This window comes from Mycobacterium sp. 2YAF39 (assembly GCF_052114565.1).
Taxonomy (GTDB): domain Bacteria; phylum Actinomycetota; class Actinomycetes; order Mycobacteriales; family Mycobacteriaceae; genus Mycobacterium.
Genome location: NZ_JBFREZ010000003.1, coordinates 155,125 through 174,618, shown reverse-complemented (window position 1 = coordinate 174,618; position 19,494 = coordinate 155,125). Strand labels below are relative to the sequence as shown.

The following is a 19,494-nucleotide window of genomic DNA, read 5'->3' as shown; positions in this document are numbered from 1 at the left end:
GTCAACGAATTCACTAGAACGATCTAAAGTTCATCCCGTGCAGCCCCGACCGACGCTCGCCGATGTGGCCGAACGCGCCGGTGTCTCGCGCGCGCTGGTGTCCATCGTCATGCGGGACGCGCCCGGTGCCAGCGAGCAGACCCGAGAGCGAGTGCGCCGTGCGGCCGACGAGATCGGCTATCGGCCCGACCCGCACGCACGCAGACTGCGCCAGCACCGATCGAAGCTTCTCGGCGTGACGTTCACCGCGGGCGCTGAGTTCCACGCCGAACTCGTCGACGGCGTGTATGTCGCGGCGGACGAACTGGGCTACGACGTCGTCCTCAGTGCGGTGACTCCGCACCGTGACGAGGCACGCGCGCTGCGGACCCTGGTCGACGATCGCTGCGAAGGTCTGGTGATGATCGGGTCCGATCTACCTGCCGGCGACCTGGCGGAGGTGGCCGTCAAGGCCCCGCTGGTCGTGGTGGCCCGGCGAGTGCGCGGAGTGGATGCGGTACGCAGCGACGACGCCGCAGGTGCGGTTATGGGCATGGAACACCTCATCGGACTTGGCCATCAGCGCATTCTGTTCCTCGACGGCGGCCGGGCGCCGGGCGCGGCAGAGCGGCGACGCGGTCACCGCCAAACCCTTCACGCGAGCGGTTTGTCGGAGATGACGCTCAAGGGCGGCCTGACGGAGCGAGAGGGTGCGGCGGCCGCGGTCGCCATGCTCCAGTCGAAACCTTTGCCGACCGCAGTCTTTGCGTTTAACGACCGCTGTGCGGTCGGCTTCATCGATACGCTGATCAGATCGGGAGTAGCTGTCCCGCAGCAGGTTTCAGTCGTCGGCTTCGACGACAGCCCACTCGCCGGGCTGGCGCATATCGACCTCACGACAATTCGCCAGGATTCCGCGGGCCTGGCGCATCGGGCGGTGCGGCGGTTGGTGGCGAGGCTTGACGATGCCAACCAGGGAACCGTGGCCGGGGGGCCAGTCGACATCACCTGTGAGCCGACGCTGGTGATTCGCGGATCGACCGCATCACCGGCCTGACCTCGACCGAATAGGCCTAATGTATGACCTGCAGTCCTAATGTCAGGACAAACTATTGACTTTCTGCTGTGAGCCGTATTACATCGATCAGGAGGAGTGCTGCGTCGCACTCGACGGCAAGGAGATGCAATGAGGTTCAGTCGGATCGCGGCGGTCACCGGGGCGACGGTGCTCGTCTTGGGAGTCGCGTCCTGTTCGTCGACCGGCGGAAAGCCGCGGGAGAGCGGCGGCGGAATGGGCGGCGGCACCGTCGACACGCCGCGCGCGACGATCGCGATGATCACCCACGAAGTGCCGGGTGACTCATTCTGGGACCTGATCCGCAAGGGGGCAGAGACCGCGGCGCAGAAGGACAACATCGAGCTGCGATATTCGAACGATCCTGAGGCGCCGAACCAGGCCAACCTCGTGCAGACCGCGATCGACAGCGGTGTGGACGGCATTGCGCTCACACTTGCCAAGCCCGACGCCATGCGCGCGGCCGTTGCGGCCGCTGAGGCCAAGGGAATTCCGGTCGTGGCTTTCAACGCCGGGGGGGACGCCTGGAAGGAGATGGGCGTCAAGGAATTCTTCGGCCAGGACGAGTTCATCGCCGGCCAGGCCGCAGGGGACCGGCTCAAGCAGGACGGCGCGAAGAAGGCGCTGTGTGTCATCCAGGAACAGGGGCACGTAGGACTCGAATCCCGCTGCGCCGGAGTGAAGAGCAACTTCCCCGCGACCGAGAACCTCAACGTCAACGGCAAGGACATGCCGTCGGTCGAATCGACGATCACCGCGAAGCTGCAGCAAGACCCGAGCATCGACTATGTGGTGACGCTGGGCGCACCGTTCGCGTTGACCGCTGTGCAATCGGCGAAGAACGCGGGCAGCGAAGCCAAGATCGGCACCTTCGACACCAACGCCGCGCTCGTCGGCGCGATCCAGGACGGCAGCGTGCAATGGGCCGTCGACCAGCAACCGTTCCTGCAGGGTTACTTGTCGATCGACTCGTTGTGGCTGTACCTGAACAACGGCAACGTGATCGGCGGCGGCAAGGAGACGTTGACCGGCCCCGCGTTCATCGACAAGTCGAACGTCGACGCCGTGGCCGAGTATGCGAAGGGTGGAACCCGCTGATGAGTACCAGCACCGAGGTCAACCTCGCCGAACGCAAAGTTGTCCACGACGAACGCGTCAAGGAGCGAAACCGCATACAGCGGATGCTGATTCGTCCTGAGATGGGCGCCCTGATCGGTGCCGTCGTGATCTTCATCTTCTTCTTCGTGATGGCACCGCCGTTCCGGTCGGCCGAATCGTTGGCCACCGTGCTGTACGGCAGCTCGACCATCGGAATCATGGCCTGCGCGGTCGCCCTGCTGATGATCGGTGGTGAATTCGACCTGTCGGCGGGTGTCGCGGTCACCACAGGGTCACTCGCCGCGTCCATGCTGGCCTGGAATTTTCATCTGAATCTATGGGCCGGTGCGGGATTGGCGCTCATCCTGTCGCTGGCCGTCGGATTCTTCAACGGCTACATGGTGATGAGGACGAAGATCCCGAGCTTCCTGATCACGCTCGGAACGCTGCTGATGTTGACCGGGGCGAACATCGCGGTGACCAAATGGGTGTCGGGGGCTGTCGCCACGCCCAGCGTGAACGATATGCAGGGTTGGGATTCGGCCCGTGCCGTATTCGCCTCGACGATAACCATCTTCGGTGTCGGGGTGCGCGTCACTGTGCTGTGGTGGCTGCTCTTCACCGTGATCGCGACCTATGTGTTGTTCAAGACCAGGATCGGCAACTGGATCTTCGCCGTCGGCGGAGACGCGGAAAGTGCGCGCGCGGTCGGTGTGCCCGTCACCGCGGTGAAGATCGGGCTCTTCATGTTCGTCGGATTCGCCGCGTGGTTCTCCGGCATGCATCTTCTGTTCTCGTATAACACCGTTCAGTCCGGTCAGGGTGTGGGCCAGGAGTTCATCTACATCATCGCCGCCGTCATCGGCGGGTGCCTGCTCACAGGCGGATACGGCACAGCAATCGGGGCCGCAATCGGCGCGTTCATCTTCGGCATGGTGCAGCAGGGCATCGTCTATGCGGGCTGGGAGCCGGACTGGTTCAAGTTCTTCATGGGCGTGATGCTGCTGTTCGCGGTCATCGCCAATAACGCATTCCGCAACTACGCCGCGAAGAGGTGACCCATGACCGCAACTGTTGATCAACCCGTCGAAGAGGCCCCGTCCGGAGGCAAGGTGCCGCTGGTCGAGCTGAAGAGCATCGGCAAGATGTACGGCAACATCACTGCGCTGAAGGACATCTCGCTGCGTGTCCACGCCGGTGAGGTCACGGGCATTCTCGGTGACAACGGCGCGGGTAAGTCGACGCTGATCAAGATCATCGCCGGCTATCACCCGCCCAGCGAGGGCGAACTACTCGTCGATGGTGCCCCGGCCCGGCTCGCCTCGCCCAAAGATGCACTGTCCAAGGGCATCGCGACGGTCTATCAGAATCTGGCCGTCGTCCCGCTGATGCCGGTGTGGCGCAACTTCTTCCTCGGCCAGGAGATCAGGAAGAAGTCCTTTCCGTTCTCGTTGGACTCCAACGCGATGCGGGCCACGACATTGTCCGAACTGGCGAAAATGGGTATCGAACTGCCCGACGTCGACGTGGCGATCGGTTCGCTGTCGGGCGGACAGCGCCAGTGTGTGGCGATCGCGCGGGCGGTGTTCTTCGGTGCCCGGGTGCTGATCCTCGACGAGCCGACGGCCGCATTGGGCGTCAAACAGTCAGGTGTGGTGTTGAAGTACATCACCGCCGCGAAAGAGGCCGGTTTCGGTGTGGTGTTCATCACGCATAATCCGCACCATGCGCACATGGTCGGCGATCATTTCGTGCTGCTGAACCGCGGTAGACAGAAGCTGGACTGCACGTATGACGACATCACGTTGGAGCACCTGACCCAGGAGATGGCAGGTGGCGACGAGCTCGAGGCGCTTTCGCACGAATTGCGCGGTAAGGGCACCTAGCTCATAACGGGCAGATTCCGGGCAACTAACGTTCTACAGCCGTTCACCTCGGCTGCAGTGTGCCAGGAAGCCGTCATTGCGCAGAAGCGGCACAATGGAATCGTGCATACCGAGCCCGAACCGAACCGCCACGCGCCCGTCTGGCGTGACCCGCTGTCAGCGGGGTGGCGCGCGCACCGAGGCCTGCTGATGCTGCGGTTTCGGTGGCACGAGCGGCGCACCGAGCCCGCGAGCGACGAACACGCCTAGGGGGCGTTCACAACCCCAATAGTCGCACCGTCTCGGATCGCATATCGACCTTGCGCACTTTCCCGGTCACCGTCATCGGGAACTCGTCGACGACGCGTACATAACGGGGAATCTTGTAGTGCGCGAGCTTTCCTGATGCGAACGCCCGCAGGGCGTCGGCATCCAGGGGTGCTCTGCCCGCCCGCATTCTGATCCACGCGCAGATCTCCTCGCCGTACTTCTCGTCGGGAACGCCGATCACCTGTGCGTCGTCGATGTCGGGGTGGGTGTGCAGGAACTCCTCGACCTCGCGCGGATACACGTTCTCACCGCCGCGGATCACCATGTCCTTGATGCGGCCGATGACCATGCAATACCCGTCGTCCCGCATCACCGCCAGATCGCCGGTGTGCATCCAGCCGTCCTCGTCGATGGCCTCGTGTGTGCGGCAGTCGTCATTCCAGTAGCCCAGCATCACCGAGTAACCCCGTGTGCAGAACTCGCCCGGCTGACCGCGTTTCACGATCCTGCCAGTGTCAGGGTCGACGATTCGGATCTCCACGTGCGGATGCGCCCGCCCCACTGTGGCGGTTCGGCGGTCAAGGTCGTCGTCGATGAGCGTTTGGCAGGATACCGGCGAGGTTTCGGTCATCCCGTAGGCGATCGCCAGCTCGGACATGTTCAGCTCGTCGACGCAACGCTTCATGAGCTCCATGGGGCAGGTGGCTCCCGCCATGATCCCGGTTCGCAGCGAGGACAGATCGCGATCGCCGAGGTCAGGCTGCCCAAGCATCGCGATGAACATCGTCGGCACCCCGTAAAGGGCTGTGCAACGTTCCTTTTCGATCGCCTGCAGCGTCGCTTGGGGGTCGAAGCCCGCCGCTGGAATCACCATCGTGGCGCCATGGGTGGTGCAGCCCAGGTTGCCCATCACCATGCCGAAGCAGTGGTAGAACGGCACCGGTATACACAGTCGATCCCCGGGACCGAGCTTGATGAGCTCGGTGACGAAGAAACCGTTGTTGAGGATATTGCGGTGAGACAGGGTGGCGCCCTTGGGGGAGCCCGTTGTGCCCGAGGTGTATTGGATGTTGATCGGATCGGCGGGCGCCAGGCTGTTCATCCGGCAGCGCAAGGCGGCCGCCGACACCTCGCCGCCGCGACGCCGTAAGCGTTCCCAATCCGCGGTCCCGAGGAAGACGACCTCGGTGACATCGGGTGTCTCGGGACGTACCTCGCCGACCATGCCGCGGTAGTCGGAGGTCTTGAAGGACGTCGCCGACACCAAAAGCCGCGTGCCCGACTGACGCAGCACATAGGCCAACTCGTGGGTGCGGTAGGCGGGATTGATCGCCACGAGGATCGCGCCGATCTTGGCGGTCGCGTACTGGAGAATCGTCCATTCCGGGCAATTTGGCGCCCAGATGCCGACTCGATCCCCGCGCTGGATATCGCTTGCCATCAAACCACGTGCCACGCAGTCGATCTCGTAGTTCAGCTCGGCGTAGGTCCAGCGTCGGCCGCCGGAGACATCGACAAGCGCTTCCGTATCGGGGTGCGCCTCTGCGGTGCGCTCGAAGTTCGCCCCGATGGTTTCGTCCAGAAGGGGAGAGTCAGTGGGGCCTGACGCGTACGACTCGGGTACGCCGTGGTCCTGGCGCAGGCGCGTCTTGAGCACCTTCCCGGCGGCGTTGCGTGGCAACGCATCGACGATCAGGACACGGCGCGGATGCTTGTACCGGGCGAGGTGCACGCCGCAGTGCGCTGCGATCTCGTCATCGGTGGGGGGATGTGCCGGGTCGCGCGGGACGATCACCGCCATCGGGGTCTCGCCCCATTTCGGGTCGGGCACACCGATGACCGCGACCTCGGCGACTTTGGCCGAGGCGGCGAGAACGTTCTCCACCTCGGCGCAGTAGATGTTCTCCCCGCCGGAGATGATCATGTCCTTCTTGCGGTCGACCACATAGATGTAGCCGTCCTCGTCCTGGCGAACGAGGTCGCCGGAATGAAACCACCCGCCGCGGAAGGCTTCCGCCGTAGCGGCTTCGGAGTTCCAGTACTCCCTCATCACCAGTGGGCCCTGGTACACGATCTCGCCGACCTCACCCTGGGGGACGTCGTTCATCTGGTCGTCCACGATTCGGGTCTCGACGTTGAGCATCGGCGTACCCACCGAGCCGATCTTGCGGATCGAGTCGTCGCCGCGGAGGAGACAGGTGATGGGGCTGCATTCGGTCTGTCCGAACGCGGCGATGATCTCGGCGTGCGGGAATGTTTCGATCATTCTGTGCAACAGCGTTGTTGATGCGGGAGCGGCGCCCCACCAGACGCGCCGCAACCGGGACAGATCACGGCGGCCGAGGTCGTGCATCGCGCATACAACCTGCCACTGGGCCGGCGTCATCCAGCACGAGGTGACCTGCTCGTCGACGATGGTGTCGAGAATCGCGGCGGGGTCGAACCCACCGGACGGGGGAATCACTGCGGTGCCGCCGTTGAGGAACATCGGCAGCATCCCTGATACACCCGCGGTGTGGAACAGCGGCGCCACCGCCATCCAGCAGTTGTCGGCAGCGTCGTATCCGAGGGTGGCAATCGAGCTGAAGGCGTGCAGGTACAGGTTGCGGTGGGTCAGCACCGCGCCCTTCGGGAAGCCCGTGGTCCCCGACGTGTACATGATGAACGCGGGCGCCTCATCCGCGACCTCGACATCGACGGCGACATTGTCCGCGGCAGCGATGATGTCATCGAGGTCACCACCGATCGTGATGATGCTGTCCACCGACGGCGCCTTGGCAAGCGCCTGTTCCACTGCCGGTACGAGCGCGAGGTCGACCACCACCGTCACCGCAGCGCAGTCCGCGAGCACATACGCGATCTCGTCGGCGACCAACCTGAAGTTGATCGGGACCGCGATGGCGCCGAGACGCAAGGCAGCTAGCCAGGATTCGACGAGCTCGACGCTGTTGCACCCGAGGACGGCCACTCGATCGCCTCGGTCCACCCCTCGGGCGGACAACGCGTTCGCCAGCCGGGTCACCCGTTGGTCCATCTCCGAAAAGGTGCACCGTCGTTGCGGATCGACGAATGCGATCTTGTCGGGCCGGACTCTGGCGTGCCGATCGAGGACGTCGCTGAGCGTGATGCCCGTGGAGGCGGTAACGGACACGGTCGGTGTGGTCATCGTTGGCTCCTTTTACGAGTTTCGGTTCAAAGGCCCGCACGATCGGCGAGCAGTTCGCGGTGGTGTGTGCTTGAACCGAAGAGCGTCTGCGTTGTGGTGGCTCGCCGGAAGTACAGGTGCAGGTCGTGCTCCCATGTGAACGCGATGCCGCCGTGCACCTGGATGGCGGAGCCGGCGCACAGGACGAAGGTGTCAGCGGCCTGCGCCTTCGCCAGCGGAGCGGTGATCTGTAGTTCCTGGTCGTCCGCGGCGCTCATCGCGGCGTACATCACCGCCGCGCGGGTCGCGTCGATCTCGATCATCATCTCGGCGCAGGCGTGCTTGACCGCCTGAAACGAGCCGATGGCTCTCCCGAATTGCTTTCGGGTGCAGGCGTATTCCACGGCCATGGTGAGACACTGCTCGGAGCCACCGAGCATCTCTGCGGCCAGCAGCATCCGCGCGACGTCCAGCACACGTTCGATCTCGTCCGCCGAACCCGCGGTCAGTTCTTCGGCGGACGCCTGCGCCAGCTCCAATCTCGCGACGGGCCGCGTGATGTCGAACGACGGCAGGCTCACGACGTTGACCCCGGGATCGTTGGCCTCGACAACGTGAAGGGTCACTGCACCATCGGCCACCGCAGGCACGATGAACAGGTCGGCGAACGCGCCGTGCAGAACGGGGGTGCATACGCCGGTGAGGACCGTGCCGTCGCCGTCGCGGTGTGCCCGCACCTGCGCCGCGTTCGGATCGCAGTCGTGAGGGCCGGCCACCGCCAACGCACCGACCTGTTCTCCGCTCAGCAACCCCTTGAGCAGTCTCGATCGCTGGTCTTCGTCACCGGCGCGAACTACCGCCTCGATCGCGAATGTCGTGGCCGCCAACGGAACCGGCGTCAGCGCCCGGCCCAGTTCGGAGAACACGATGGCGGTCTCTACCAATGTGGCGCCCGCTCCGCCGTACTCGGGCGGGACGTGCAGGCCCGGCAGCTCCAGCTCGTTGCACAGGCGCTGCCACAACGCGGGGTCGTAACCATCGGCTTTGCGTACCTGGGCGAGCGGGGCGGCATCGGAGAGAAAGCCGCTGAGCGAGGAGCGAAAGGCGTCTTGTTCTGTGCTGTAACGGAAATCCATGTCAGTGAGGCCTCACTTCGGTCGGCTCTTTGGGCAGTCCCAACAGCCGCTCTCCGATGACATTGCGCTGGATTTGCGAACTGCCCGCGTAGATCGTCGCGGCGCGCGCGTAGAGCAGCTCGTCCATCCAGGACGCGGCGGAGTTCGGCGTACCGGCCTCGGGGACTATCAGCGCGGCGCCGTTTCCCGGGCCCTCGGGGCCGAGCGTTTCGAGCCCGAGGATCTGGACGGCGAGTTCGGTGTGCCGCCTGAAGTACTCGCTCCAGATCACCTTGCTGAGCGCTGCTTCCGGGCCGGGCCTGCCCCCGCCGAGCAGCAACGTCAAACCGCGGTAGCCCTGGTACCGCATGATTTGAACCCGCGAATAGCACCATGCCAACTCATCGCGGATCTGCGGCACGGTGTGCAGTCCCCGGTCGGCGGCGAGTTCGTGAAGCCGAGCCAGATCCCTGCCGAAGTCGATGGCCGCCGTGGTCACCTGTGCTCCGCGCTCGAAGCCGAGCAGGGTCATCGCGGTCGGCCACCCCGCGCCGAGACCGCCGACGATGTTGTCGGCAGGCGTACGCGCATCGGTCAGGAAGACCTCGCTGAATGAGGCGTGCCCCGCCGCGTTGACGATCGGGCGAACCTCGACGCCCGGTTGGTCCATCGACACGAGGAGCAGCGAAAGGCCCTTGTGCTTGGGGGCGTCCGGGTCCGTCCTGGCAAGGACGAATATCCAGTTCGCGGTCGGACCTGCGGACGTCCAGATCTTCTGCCCGTTTACCACCCACTCGTCGGTGTCCAGCACCGCCCTTGTCCTCACCGAAGCCAAGTCGGAGCCCGCCTCGGGTTCGGAGAAGCCCTGACACCAGCGATCCTCGCCGGACAGGATGCGCGGGAGGTAATGCTTCTTCTGCCCCTCGGACCCGAGCGCGATCAGCGTGTTGCCCAGCAGTTCGATGCCGAACCGGTCGTTCTCCGGCGGCTCGGGCGCACGTGCGCGGGCGAACTCCTCAGCGAGCACGACCTGCTCGATGACCGAAAGGCCGGCCCCGCCGTACTCCTCGGGCCAGGACACCGCGATCAGTCCGTGGGCCGCGAGGGTGCGGCGCCACTCGTGCGCGAACGCATGACGTTCGTCGGGCGGAAGCGCCCCGCCGCCGGACCAGCCCGCCGGGAGGTGTTCAGCCATAAACGCGCGGATGCGGCTCCGGAACGTTTCCGCTTCGGGTGGGTACTCGACGTCCATCGCCGCTACGGCCGCTGTTTTGACGCGGGCAGGATTTCAGGGGCGATGCGCCAGTCGTCGAGGCCGAAGTCAACGGTCCCGTACGAAAGTGCTCCGCCCGTCACCTCGCCCCAGTGTGCGTGATTGAGCTGGTGGATTTTGAAACAGGCGTCCAACGCCGTCGAGAAGCCCATCGAATCGACGGTCTGATTGACCGATTCCTTGATGAGTAGCGCTGCCACCGTCGGCAACTTGGCGATGCGGCGCGCGAACTCGACGGTGTGATCCGCCAGTTCATCGTTGGGGAAGACCTTGCTCACCATCCCGATGGCGTGGGCTTCGTCGGCGCCGATCGAGTCGCCGGTGAGCAGAAGTTCCTTCGCCTTACGCGGTCCGAACTCCCATGGATGGCCGAAGTACTCCACACCGCACATGCCGAGCCTGGTTCCGACGACATCGGCGAAAACGGTGTCCTCGCCCGCGACGATGAGATCGCAACACCATGCCAACATCAGCCCGGCGGAAAGCACCATTCCGTGCACCTCGGCGACGGTGATCTTACGGAGATTGCGCCATCGCTTCGTGTTCTCGAAGAAGTAGTGCCACTCCTGCCGGTTGCGTGACTCGACTCCGCCGTACGACCCGCCGTTGCATTGATAGGTGGGGTGCTGGTCGGGTCCGGGCGATCGTTCGAGGACGTCGGTGGGGGAGCCGAGGTCGTGCCCCGCGGAGAACGACGGTCCCGCGGCGCGTAACAGCACCACCCGAACCCGGTCGTCCGCCTCGGCGACTTCGAAGGCCGAGCCCAGCTCGACGAGCATCCCGCGGTTCTGCGCGTTTCGCTGCTTTGGGCGATCGAGCGTGATGACGGCAATCCGGCCCTCGTCGATGACCTCGTAGCCGATGTAGTCGAAATCCGGCACGGATGGCTCCCTTCCAGGAGTGAACTAGGCCGCACGGCGCTTGATCGCCAGTGGACGATCTCCGCGAGATTACGCGGAATGTGACCACTATGTCCATAAGCAATACGCGAAATAGGAAACTCTGATCAGGCAAATAACGTAGAAAACTGCATCTTGCGCTCAATGATGTATCTTGCTAGTACTGTGTTGTACATCGCAGTCGGTGATATCACGGAGTGCCCGGGGCGGGCTCGTTCCCTCGGATGTGATCAAGCGCGGCCACGACTTCAGAAGGGTTGAGATGGAGATCGGAATTTTCCTCATGCCGGCGCACCCGCCGGAGCGGAGCTTGTACGACGGCACCCAGTGGGACCTCGACATCATCGAGCTCGCCGACCAACTGGGCTACGTCGAAGCGTGGGTGGGCGAGCACTTCACTGTGCCGTGGGAGCCGATCTGCGCCCCCGACCTCTTGTTGGCCCAGGCGCTACTTCGCACGAAGTCGATCAGGCTCGCACCCGGCGCGCACTTGTTGCCCTACCACCACCCGGTCGAGTTGGCCCACCGTGTCGCGTATTTCGACCACCTCGCCCAAGGCCGATTCATGCTCGGCGTCGGTGCCAGTGGCATCCCCGGTGACTGGGCGCTGTTCGATGTGGACGGCCACAACGGTGAACACCGCGAGATGTTCCGCGAGGCACTCGAGATCATGTTGCGCGTCTGGACCGACGACGGGCCGTGGGAGCACCGCGGAAAGTACTGGAACGCCAACGGGATTGCACCGATGTACGACGGCCTGATGCGCCGTCACATAAAGCCCTTTCAATCGCCGCACCCACCCATCGGCGTAACCGGCTTCAGCGCGGGATCCGAAACGCTCAAACTCGCGGGCGAACGCGGCTACATACCGATGAGCCTCGACCTCAATACCGACTACGTCGCCACGCACTGGGACGCGGTCCTCGAAGGCGCCGAACGCAGCGGTCGCACACCCGATCGCCGTGAGTGGCGACTCGTGCGCGAAGTTGTGGTGGCGGAAACGGACGAAAAGGCGTTCCGCTATGCCGTCGACGGCATGCTCGGGCGAAACATGCGCGAGTATGTGCTGCCGACCTTCAAGACCATGGGCATGACGAAGTTTTACAAGCACGACGCATCGGTGCTCGATTCCGATGTCACTCCGGAATACCTCGCGGAGAACACGTTCGTGGTCGGGTCGGTCGCCACGGTGGTGGACAAGCTCGAGGCCACCTACGACCAGGTCGGCGGATTCGGCCATCTGTTGGTGCTGGGATTCGACTACAGCGAAGACCCCGGTCCATGGAAGGAATCGATGCGGCTGCTGGCCGAGGAGGTCATGCCCAGGCTCAACGCGCGGATCGCGAAAAAGCCGGCAAACGCGATCGTCTGAGATCAGGAAGGGGCAGTTGGCGTGGAGGCTTGTCAGATCACCGTCCGTTATTCGGATGGCACCCAGAAGGACATGCCGGTGCAGCGGGATCAGTCGATCCTGGATGCGGCGGAGGAGCACGGCGTCGCCATCGTCAACGAATGTCAAAGCGGGATCTGCGGCACCTGCGTGGCGACCTGTGTCTCCGGCGACTACGAGATGGGGCGTACCGAAGGCCTTTCCGACGTGGAACGCGCGGCGCGAAAGATTTTGACGTGCCAGACCTACGCCGAGACGGATTGCGAAATCGACCTGCAGTACCCGGTCGACGACAACGCGGCACGGCTGGTCACCGGACACGGCGTGGTGACCACCGTGACTCAGCTATCGGATACGACCGCGATTCTGCGCCTGGATGTCTCGGGCATGGCCGACTCGATCGTGTACAAGGCCGGCCAGTTCGCACAGCTACAGGTCCCCGGCGCCGGCGCATGGCGAAACTACTCCTACGCGCATCCCTCCGACGGCCGCGACGAACTGGAGTTCATCATCCGGCTGCTGCCCGACGGTGTGATGTCGAACTATCTTCGCGACCGAGCGCAACCGGGTGACCGTATCGCGTTGCGCTGCAGCAAGGGTGGTTTCTACCTGAGGCCCGTGGTGCGACCCGTGATCCTGGTTGCCGGCGGTACCGGACTGTCGGCGATCCTGGCGATGGCTCAGAGCCTCGATGTCGACATCGCGCACCCCGTCCACCTGCTGTACGGGGTGACCTCCTCCGACGACCTGTGCAAGCTCGCCGAACTCGACGCGCTCACACAACGCATCCCCGGCCTGACGTCGCAGATCATCGTGTCCCAGCCGGGAGCTGACTGGGATGGCCCGGTCGGGCTCGTCACCGACCTGCTGGATGCGCGAATGCTGGACGGCGGCGACGCCGACGTCTACCTCTGCGGCCCGGCGGCAATGGTCGAAGCGACTCGAAACTGGCTGGACAACAACGGTATCCACCGCATCGGCCTGTACTACGAGAAGTTCGTGCCCAGCGGTTCGGCGCGCCGCAGGACCCCGCCGCACTTGGACTACACCCACCTCGATCTGCCGGATGTGCGGCGACGTGGCCGCGGTACCGCCGTCGTCATCGGCGGCAGCATCGCGGGGATCGCCGCGGCCAAGGTACTGACCGAATCGTTCGAAAAGGTGATCGTCCTCGAGAAGGACGGCCGCCACTCTCGAAGGGAGGGCAGGCCGGGCGCGGCACAGGGCTGGCATCTGCACCACCTGCTCACCGCCGGACAGATCGAGCTCGAACGCATCTTCCCCGGCATCGTCGACGACATGGTGCGCGAAGGCGCATTCAAGGTCGACATGGCCGACCAGTACCGCATTCGATTGGGCGGCACCTGGAAGAAGCCCGGCACAAGCGATATTCAAATCGTCTGTGCCGGACGTCCGCTGCTCGAATGGTGCGTGCGGCGCCGGTTGGACGGCGAACCACGCATCGAGTTCCACTACGAGTCCGAGGTGGGCGACATCGTCTACGACCGCAACAGCAACACCGTCATAGGTGTCGCGGTGGACCACGACGGCGAATTGGACGTGGTGCCCGCCGAGTTCGTGGTGGACGCCTCAGGCAAGAACACCCGCATCCCGGAGTTCCTGGAACGTATCGGGATCGGCGCCCCCGAAGTGGAGCAGGACATCATCAACTGCTTCTACTCCACCATGCAGCATCATGTGCCACCGGAGCGGCAGTGGCACGACAAGGTGATGGTGATCTGCTACGCGTACAGACCCTATGAGGACACCTACGCCGCGCAGTACTACACGGACAGCTCGCGCACCATCCTGTCCACATCGCTTGTCGCCTACAACTGTTACTCACCCCCGCGCACCGCACAGGAGTTCCGTCAGTTCGCCGACCTCATGCCGTCGCCGGTCGTGGGAGAGAACATCGATGGACTGGAGCCGGCGTCACCGATCTACAACTTCCGCTATCCCAACATGCTTCGGCTCCGCTACGAGAAGAAGCGCAACCTTCCGCGCGCACTTCTGGTGGTGGGCGACGCCTACACCAGCGCCGACCCCGTATCCGGGCTTGGAATGAGTCTGGCGCTCAAGGAAGTACGTGAGATGCAGCTGCTCCTGGCCAAATACGGTGCGGGACATCAAGAGCTGCCGCGGCGGTACTACCGCAAGATCAGCCGGATGGCCGATACGGCCTGGTTCGTGATCCGCGAACAGAACCTGCGCTTCGACTGGATCAAGGGAGTGGCCGACAAGCGCCCGTTCTACTTCGGTGCGCTCACCTGGTACATGGACCGGGTCCTCGAGCTCGTCCACGACGACATCGACACCTACCGCGAATTTCTCGCGGTCGTTCATCTGGTCAAGCCGCCTGCGGCCCTGATGATGCCGAAGGTCGCGGGCAAGGTGCTCGGCAAGTGGGCGCGCACGAGATTGTCGGGGCAGAAGACACTGATCGAACGCAACTACCAGGACCGGACCGTCCCCGCTGCCGACCACCTGATCCGAACCGACGAAATGGCAGTCGGTTTGGCGGGCACTCCCACACACTGAACAGCAAGCAGAGAGGCGACCAAGATGGGCCAGATTCATCGGATGCTCGACTGCCGGGGCACCCGGATTCACGCCGTGGAAGAGGGCGAAGGGCCGCTCGTGGTGTTGATACACGGGTTCCCCGAGTCGTGGTACTCCTGGCGGCACCAGCTTCCCGCGCTCGCCGAGGCAGGTTATCGGGCGGTCGCCATCGACCAGCGGGGTTACGGGAGCTCGTCGAAATATCGCGTGCAATCGGCCTACCGCATCAAGGAACTGGTGGGCGACGTTCTCGGTGTCATCGACGCCTATGGAGAGAAGCAGGCGATCGTGGTCGGGCACGACTGGGGCGCACCGGTCGCCTGGACCTTCGCTTGGCTGCACCCCGATCGATGCGCCGGCGTGGCCGGACTCAGCTGCCCCTTCGCCGGGCAGGGTGTGATCGCGTTGCCCGGCAGCCCTTTCGGGGAGCGGCGTCCCAACGACTATCACGTCGAGATCGCCGGGCCGGGCAAGGTCTGGTACCAGGATTACTTCTCGGCACAGGACGGCATCATCGCCGAGATCGAAGAGGATCTGCGTGGCTGGCTGGTTGGGCTCACCTACACGGTGTCCGGTGACGGCATGATCGCCGCCACTCGCGCCGCCGAGGCGGCGGGGGTCGACCTGGCGGCCATGGATCCACTCGACGTGATCCGCGCGGGCCCGTTGTGCATGGACGAAGGGGCGCGGCTCAAGGACGCCTTCGCCTACCCGGAGAAGTTGCCGGACTGGTTCACCGAAGAGGATGTCGATTTCTACACCGGCGAATTCGAGCGGTCCGGCTTCGGTGGGCCTCTGAGCTTCTATCACAACCTGGACAACGACTGGCACGACCTTGCCGGCCAGGCAGGCGCGCCGCTGACCCCACCAGCGGTGTTCATCGGCGGACAGTACGACGTCGGCACCACGTGGGGCCTGGAAGCCGTCGAACGCGCCGGCGAGGTGATGCCGAACTACACCGGCACGCACATGATCGACGACGTCGGGCACTGGATCCAGCAGGAAGAGCCGAAGGAGATCAACCGGCTGCTGCTCGATTTCCTGCACGGGCTTCGTTAACGCGAGAGTGATGGCGCCGAGATGAGAACCACGGATGTGCGCGTGCGGCGCGCGATCACCGCGATCGCGGGGGGCCGCCCGATCGTCGTCACCGATGACACGACGCGGGGCGAACAAGGGTATGTGATGCTCGCGGCCGAGGCGGCGACCCCCGAGCTGCTCGCCTTCATGGTTCGGCATACCTCCGGGTACGTTCGCGTCGCTCTGCCGGGCGCAGAGTGCGACCGGCTGAATCTGCCGCCGATGTGTCACCGCGCGGGCGATGGTCTGGCAGTTGGTGACCGGGTGGCGGTGGACTGGTGCGGCAACGGCACCGGTATCTCGGCGACTGACCGCGCCAGGACTATCGCGGCGCTCGCGGCGGCGGCGTCCGACGCATCCGACTTCCGGCGTCCCGGTCACGTCGTCCCGGTGCTGGCTGGCGACGACGGAGTGCTTGGACATCCGGGACCGGCTGAGGCGGCGGTGGATCTTGCCCGTCTCGCTGGCAGGCGACCCGCAGCGACCTTGTGCGAGATTGTCTCCCGCGACTGCCCCGACGCGATGGCCCGCGGCGCCGAATTGGTCGAATTCGCAAAGGAACACCGTCTGAGCCTGGTCTCGATCGACGACCTGGTGGCGTATCGACGGCGGACCGAGCCACAGGCTGTCCGCTCGGCCGAGACGATGATCCCAACGACGATGGGCGCCTCACGCGTCATCGGTTTCCGCGATGTGCATGACGGCGGCGAGCATCTGGTCATGATCATCGGTACGGCCGGTGCCGACGTGCCGATGCTCCTGCACGTCCACAACGAGTGCGTCACCGGGGACGTCTTCGGCTCGACGGCGTGCCGGTGCGGCGGTGAACTTAACCGCGCGCTGACGACGATGAGGGCGCGGGGTAGCGGCATGATCGTCTACCTGCGGCCCTCCGGTCCGGTGGGCGCGTGCGGCCTGTCCGACCACGACATTCCGGCCGCGCAGCCCGTATCGCAAACCGTCGCATGGATATTGCGTGATCTCGGCGTGCACTCGGTCAGGCTTGCCGACGACGCGCCGGGGTTCGGCCTTGTCATGTTCGGGGCGATTCGCGAACGCGGTCTGCACACCGCGACAGGAGTCTCGGCACTTGCGGTAGCAGGATGAGAACAGTTATGGCGCACACATATTGGCGAGAGGGCTCATGACGTATTCAGACCTGGCCGGCAAGGCCGCAATTGTGACGGGAGCCGGCGCAGGCATCGGCCTGGCGATCGCGGTGCGACTCGCAGACGAGGGCTGCCGCGTATTGTGCGCGGACATCGACGGTGATGCCGCCGACGCCGCCGCACAGAAGGTCGGCCGGGGAGCGATCGGCCACCGGGTCGATGTCGCAGACGAACAACAGGTGATCGGCATGGTCGAGGCCTGTGGCGCCGAATTCGGTGGCGTCGACAAGCTTGTCGCCAACGCAGGCATCGTTCATTTCGCCCCCGTGACCGAGACGACCGTCGACGACTTCGATCGCGTCATCCGTGTCAACCTGCGCGGCGCATGGCTGTGCACCAAGCACGCCGCACCTGCGATGGTCGCCCGTGGCGGCGGCGCCATCGTCAACATGTCATCGCTGGCGGGTCAGATCGCTGCCGCAGGGTCCGCCGCCTACGGCATGTCCAAGGCGGGGATCATCCATCTCAGCCGTGTCACCGCGGCCGAATTGCGGTCGGGCAATGTGCGTTCCAACGCGGTGCTGCCTGCATTCGTCGACACCCCGATGCAACAGACCGCGATGACGATGTTCGACGAGGCGCTGGGCGTCGGGGGAGCGACCACGATGATCGATCGCCTGCAGGGCCGAATGGCAGGACCCGAGGAGATCGCAGGCGTGGTGGCGTTCCTACTGTCGGACGATGCGGCGATGGTGAACGGGACGGCTCAGCTCGCCGATGGCGGAACCGTTTGCGCGCTTTGGTGACTCCGGCTGGTCATGATTGACAGGGCGAGGGCGGTGATCTCCTCCTCGATACCCGCGTAACGCCTGAGGTGCCACGTCCTGACGGCGTCGTCGATGAAGCTGATCGCTGCAGCGACGAGCAGCCGTGCCTGGGGGACCGTGGTCTCGGGCACCTGCTTGCGGATGAAGTCGATCCACACCCCGTCGCGGTCGGCCTGGTTCCGCGTGTAGCCCTCGTTGACCTCAGTGGATGCGTGCGAGAGCTCGGTGATCGACACGGAAACGAGATCGGGATCGTCCAGGCTGATGCGGACACGGCCTTCGACGAGGGTGCGCAGGCATTCAGCCGCCTCGTGGTCATCGCGCAATGCGCGAATGCTCTCGAGGTTCCACCACTCATCGAGACGTCGGATGAGCGCGTCGAGGATCGCCTGTTTGGACGAGAACGTGCGGTACAGACCGGGACCCGCGATCCCCGCTCCCTTTGCGATCTCGGCCGTGCTGACGGCCGGGTAGCCCTGCGCGCGGAACAGACGCGCGCCGGTGGCCAGCAGGGTCTCGTGACGCGAGAACAGCGCTGCTTCTTTGTGTCTCGTCGCGTCGAGCGGCTTCAAGTCACGCACTGGAGGGGTCAGTGCCGCCGCCATGCACGCCCGCGACAGGAGCTCTTTCAGCTCGTCGCCCGGCAGGGTCAGGTTGTGCCGGCCCAGGCTGGTCAGTGTGCTGGCCACCGCCCACGCGCGAAGCTCCGTGTGGGCAGGGCTCAGATCACCGGTCTCCAGTCGGACACCTTCGTGCATCCCAGCGACGATCGCATTGATGCGCTGGCGCACCTCGGCCCTCTCGACCTCGTCGAGGTAGCGGGCCTCGCGCTGCCACAGCACCGACAGCGATCTGGACGCGACGGCCGCGGCGATCAGGTCGGGTAACTCGATGCTCAGCGGCCGGGTTGTCGACGCTGTGTCGCCCTGCGAAACCAGTCGGGCGCGCTGGTACTGCTCCTGGCCCATCCGGATGGACGCGGCGAGCAAGGCCTGCTTGTTGTCGTAGTGGCGATACAACGCGCGCGCGGTGACGCCGGCCGCCTCGGCGATGTCTTCCAGCTTTACCGAGTGGAAGCCACGATCGATGAACAGCCGGACGGCCTGCTCGAGGATCTGCTGCTTCCGGTCCTTCGGCCTGCGCTTGACGGTTGAGACCGCGGGCTCCACCGCGCGTCGCCCCCCTTCTCCCTTGCTTGAACCACCAAATCCTGCCAGACGCCTCCGCTTCTCGGCGGGCGCGACCTGCGGCGGTACAGCGGACGAGTCGCGGGTCATGGCGTCGCCGGGGTGAGCTCGAGTGTCCTAAAGCTTGAATCCGCTTTGGCGTTCGAAGTCCGCGAGATCGAAATAGTCGGTGAAGCGCGTGATTTCGCCGTCCTCGACAACGAACACCCCCGTCACGGGTAAGACGACGCTGGTGCCGTCGTTCATGGTGAAGTAGTCCACCCGCTCGGCGAGCACCAGGCCCGGTTCGGCCGCCAGCGTGACGATATCGAGCTTGGCTTCGGAGAACGCGTCGAGGAATGCCTTGAAGATCGCGCGGATACCGGCGATTCCCTCGATCGGCTTGACCGGCACGTTGTGGTAGACGGCGTCGGCGGCGAAGACGCCGCAAATGGTGTCGAGATCGCGGTCCTCCCATGAACCCAGGAAGTCGCGGACGAGCTTCTCGCTGGCCTGCTTGGTGGCGGTCATGCGGATGCCTCCTCGGTATCAATGCTCGAGGTGGCGAAGCGCTCGCCACCCGGACTATGACGTAGATAACAGTACTATCAAGATACATCATCAAGCACAAGCGCCGGTTG

16 protein-coding genes and 1 pseudogene are annotated in these 19,494 nt (G+C 64.7%); 10 read left to right on the top strand and 7 right to left on the bottom strand.

Annotated features, from left to right (window positions below):
- The first annotated feature begins 37 nt into the window (after positions 1-37).
- The 5 genes from AB4Z42_RS10215 to AB4Z42_RS10195 all read left to right on the top strand — a co-directional run bounded on the left by AB4Z42_RS10215 (position 38) and on the right by AB4Z42_RS10195 (position 4,287).
- Positions 38-1,036 carry a LacI family DNA-binding transcriptional regulator gene (locus AB4Z42_RS10215; RefSeq protein WP_442009049.1) on the top strand — a complete coding sequence of 333 codons (999 nt, stop codon included), beginning with the start codon at positions 38-40 and terminating at the stop codon, positions 1,034-1,036.
- A gap of 129 nt (positions 1,037-1,165) precedes the next feature.
- Entirely contained in the window at positions 1,166-2,152 is a 987-nt protein-coding gene (locus AB4Z42_RS10210; protein WP_442009048.1) for a substrate-binding domain-containing protein, read from the top strand.
- Complete coding sequence (locus AB4Z42_RS10205) at positions 2,152-3,210, top strand: ABC transporter permease (RefSeq protein WP_442009047.1); 1,059 nt, start codon at positions 2,152-2,154, stop codon at positions 3,208-3,210. Before AB4Z42_RS10210 ends, AB4Z42_RS10205 begins: the two co-directional genes overlap by 1 nt.
- Positions 3,211-3,213: 3 nt before the next feature.
- Complete coding sequence (locus tag AB4Z42_RS10200; protein WP_442009046.1) at positions 3,214-4,038, top strand: ATP-binding cassette domain-containing protein; 825 nt, start codon at positions 3,214-3,216, stop codon at positions 4,036-4,038.
- Between the two features lie 102 nt (positions 4,039-4,140).
- On the top strand, positions 4,141-4,287 hold the full coding sequence (locus tag AB4Z42_RS10195) for a hypothetical protein (RefSeq protein WP_442009045.1): 147 nt from the start codon (positions 4,141-4,143) through the stop codon (positions 4,285-4,287).
- Positions 4,288-4,294: 7 nt separating this feature from the next.
- Here AB4Z42_RS10195 and AB4Z42_RS10190 read toward each other — a convergent pair whose 3' ends face one another.
- The 5 genes and pseudogenes from AB4Z42_RS10190 to AB4Z42_RS10170 all read right to left on the bottom strand — a co-directional run bounded on the left by AB4Z42_RS10190 (position 4,295) and on the right by AB4Z42_RS10170 (position 10,701).
- A complete protein-coding gene (locus AB4Z42_RS10190) occupies positions 4,295-5,929 on the bottom strand; it encodes an AMP-binding protein (protein WP_442009554.1) in 1,635 nt (544 codons plus the stop codon).
- Positions 5,927-7,453: pseudogene (locus AB4Z42_RS10185) on the bottom strand (long-chain-fatty-acid--CoA ligase); the annotation flags it as partial. The gene AB4Z42_RS10190 and the pseudogene AB4Z42_RS10185, both read right to left, overlap by 3 nt.
- A gap of 26 nt (positions 7,454-7,479) precedes the next feature.
- A complete protein-coding gene (locus tag AB4Z42_RS10180) occupies positions 7,480-8,568 on the bottom strand; it encodes an acyl-CoA dehydrogenase family protein (protein WP_442009044.1) in 1,089 nt (362 codons plus the stop codon).
- 1 nt (position 8,569) lies between these two features.
- Positions 8,570-9,799, bottom strand: coding sequence for an acyl-CoA dehydrogenase family protein (locus tag AB4Z42_RS10175; RefSeq protein ID WP_442009043.1), 1,230 nt, complete (start codon positions 9,797-9,799; stop codon positions 8,570-8,572).
- A gap of 5 nt (positions 9,800-9,804) precedes the next feature.
- Positions 9,805-10,701, bottom strand: coding sequence for an enoyl-CoA hydratase (locus AB4Z42_RS10170; RefSeq protein ID WP_442009042.1), 897 nt, complete (start codon positions 10,699-10,701; stop codon positions 9,805-9,807).
- 280 nt (positions 10,702-10,981) lie between these two features.
- On the opposite strand from AB4Z42_RS10170, the gene AB4Z42_RS10165 reads away from it, so the two are divergent.
- The 5 genes from AB4Z42_RS10165 to AB4Z42_RS10145 are packed head-to-tail and all read left to right on the top strand — an operon-like array spanning position 10,982 to position 17,666.
- Positions 10,982-12,091 (top strand): LLM class flavin-dependent oxidoreductase, encoded by a 1,110-nt coding sequence (locus AB4Z42_RS10165; RefSeq protein WP_442009041.1) that lies wholly within the window; start codon positions 10,982-10,984, stop codon positions 12,089-12,091.
- Positions 12,092-12,112: 21 nt separating this feature from the next.
- Positions 12,113-14,650, top strand: a complete 2,538-nt coding sequence (locus AB4Z42_RS10160) for an FAD-binding oxidoreductase (RefSeq protein WP_442009040.1) — start codon at positions 12,113-12,115, stop codon at positions 14,648-14,650.
- Between the two features lie 24 nt (positions 14,651-14,674).
- Positions 14,675-15,730 (top strand): alpha/beta fold hydrolase, encoded by a 1,056-nt coding sequence (locus AB4Z42_RS10155; protein ID WP_442009039.1) that lies wholly within the window; start codon positions 14,675-14,677, stop codon positions 15,728-15,730.
- Between the two features lie 21 nt (positions 15,731-15,751).
- The gene (locus tag AB4Z42_RS10150; RefSeq protein WP_442009038.1) at positions 15,752-16,858 is read left to right on the top strand and encodes a 3,4-dihydroxy-2-butanone-4-phosphate synthase; all 1,107 of its coding nucleotides are present in this window, start codon (positions 15,752-15,754) and stop codon (positions 16,856-16,858) included.
- Between the two features lie 37 nt (positions 16,859-16,895).
- Positions 16,896-17,666 (top strand): SDR family oxidoreductase, encoded by a 771-nt coding sequence (locus AB4Z42_RS10145; protein ID WP_442009037.1) that lies wholly within the window; start codon positions 16,896-16,898, stop codon positions 17,664-17,666.
- On the opposite strand, the gene AB4Z42_RS10140 is transcribed toward AB4Z42_RS10145, so the two are convergent.
- A complete protein-coding gene (locus tag AB4Z42_RS10140; RefSeq protein ID WP_442009036.1) occupies positions 17,627-18,856 on the bottom strand; it encodes a TetR/AcrR family transcriptional regulator in 1,230 nt (409 codons plus the stop codon). The genes AB4Z42_RS10145 and AB4Z42_RS10140 overlap by 40 nt on opposite strands.
- A 135-nt stretch (positions 18,857-18,991) precedes the next feature.
- Positions 18,992-19,384, bottom strand: coding sequence for a limonene-1,2-epoxide hydrolase family protein (locus AB4Z42_RS10135; RefSeq protein ID WP_442009035.1), 393 nt, complete (start codon positions 19,382-19,384; stop codon positions 18,992-18,994).
- Positions 19,385-19,494: the final 110 nt, after the last annotated feature.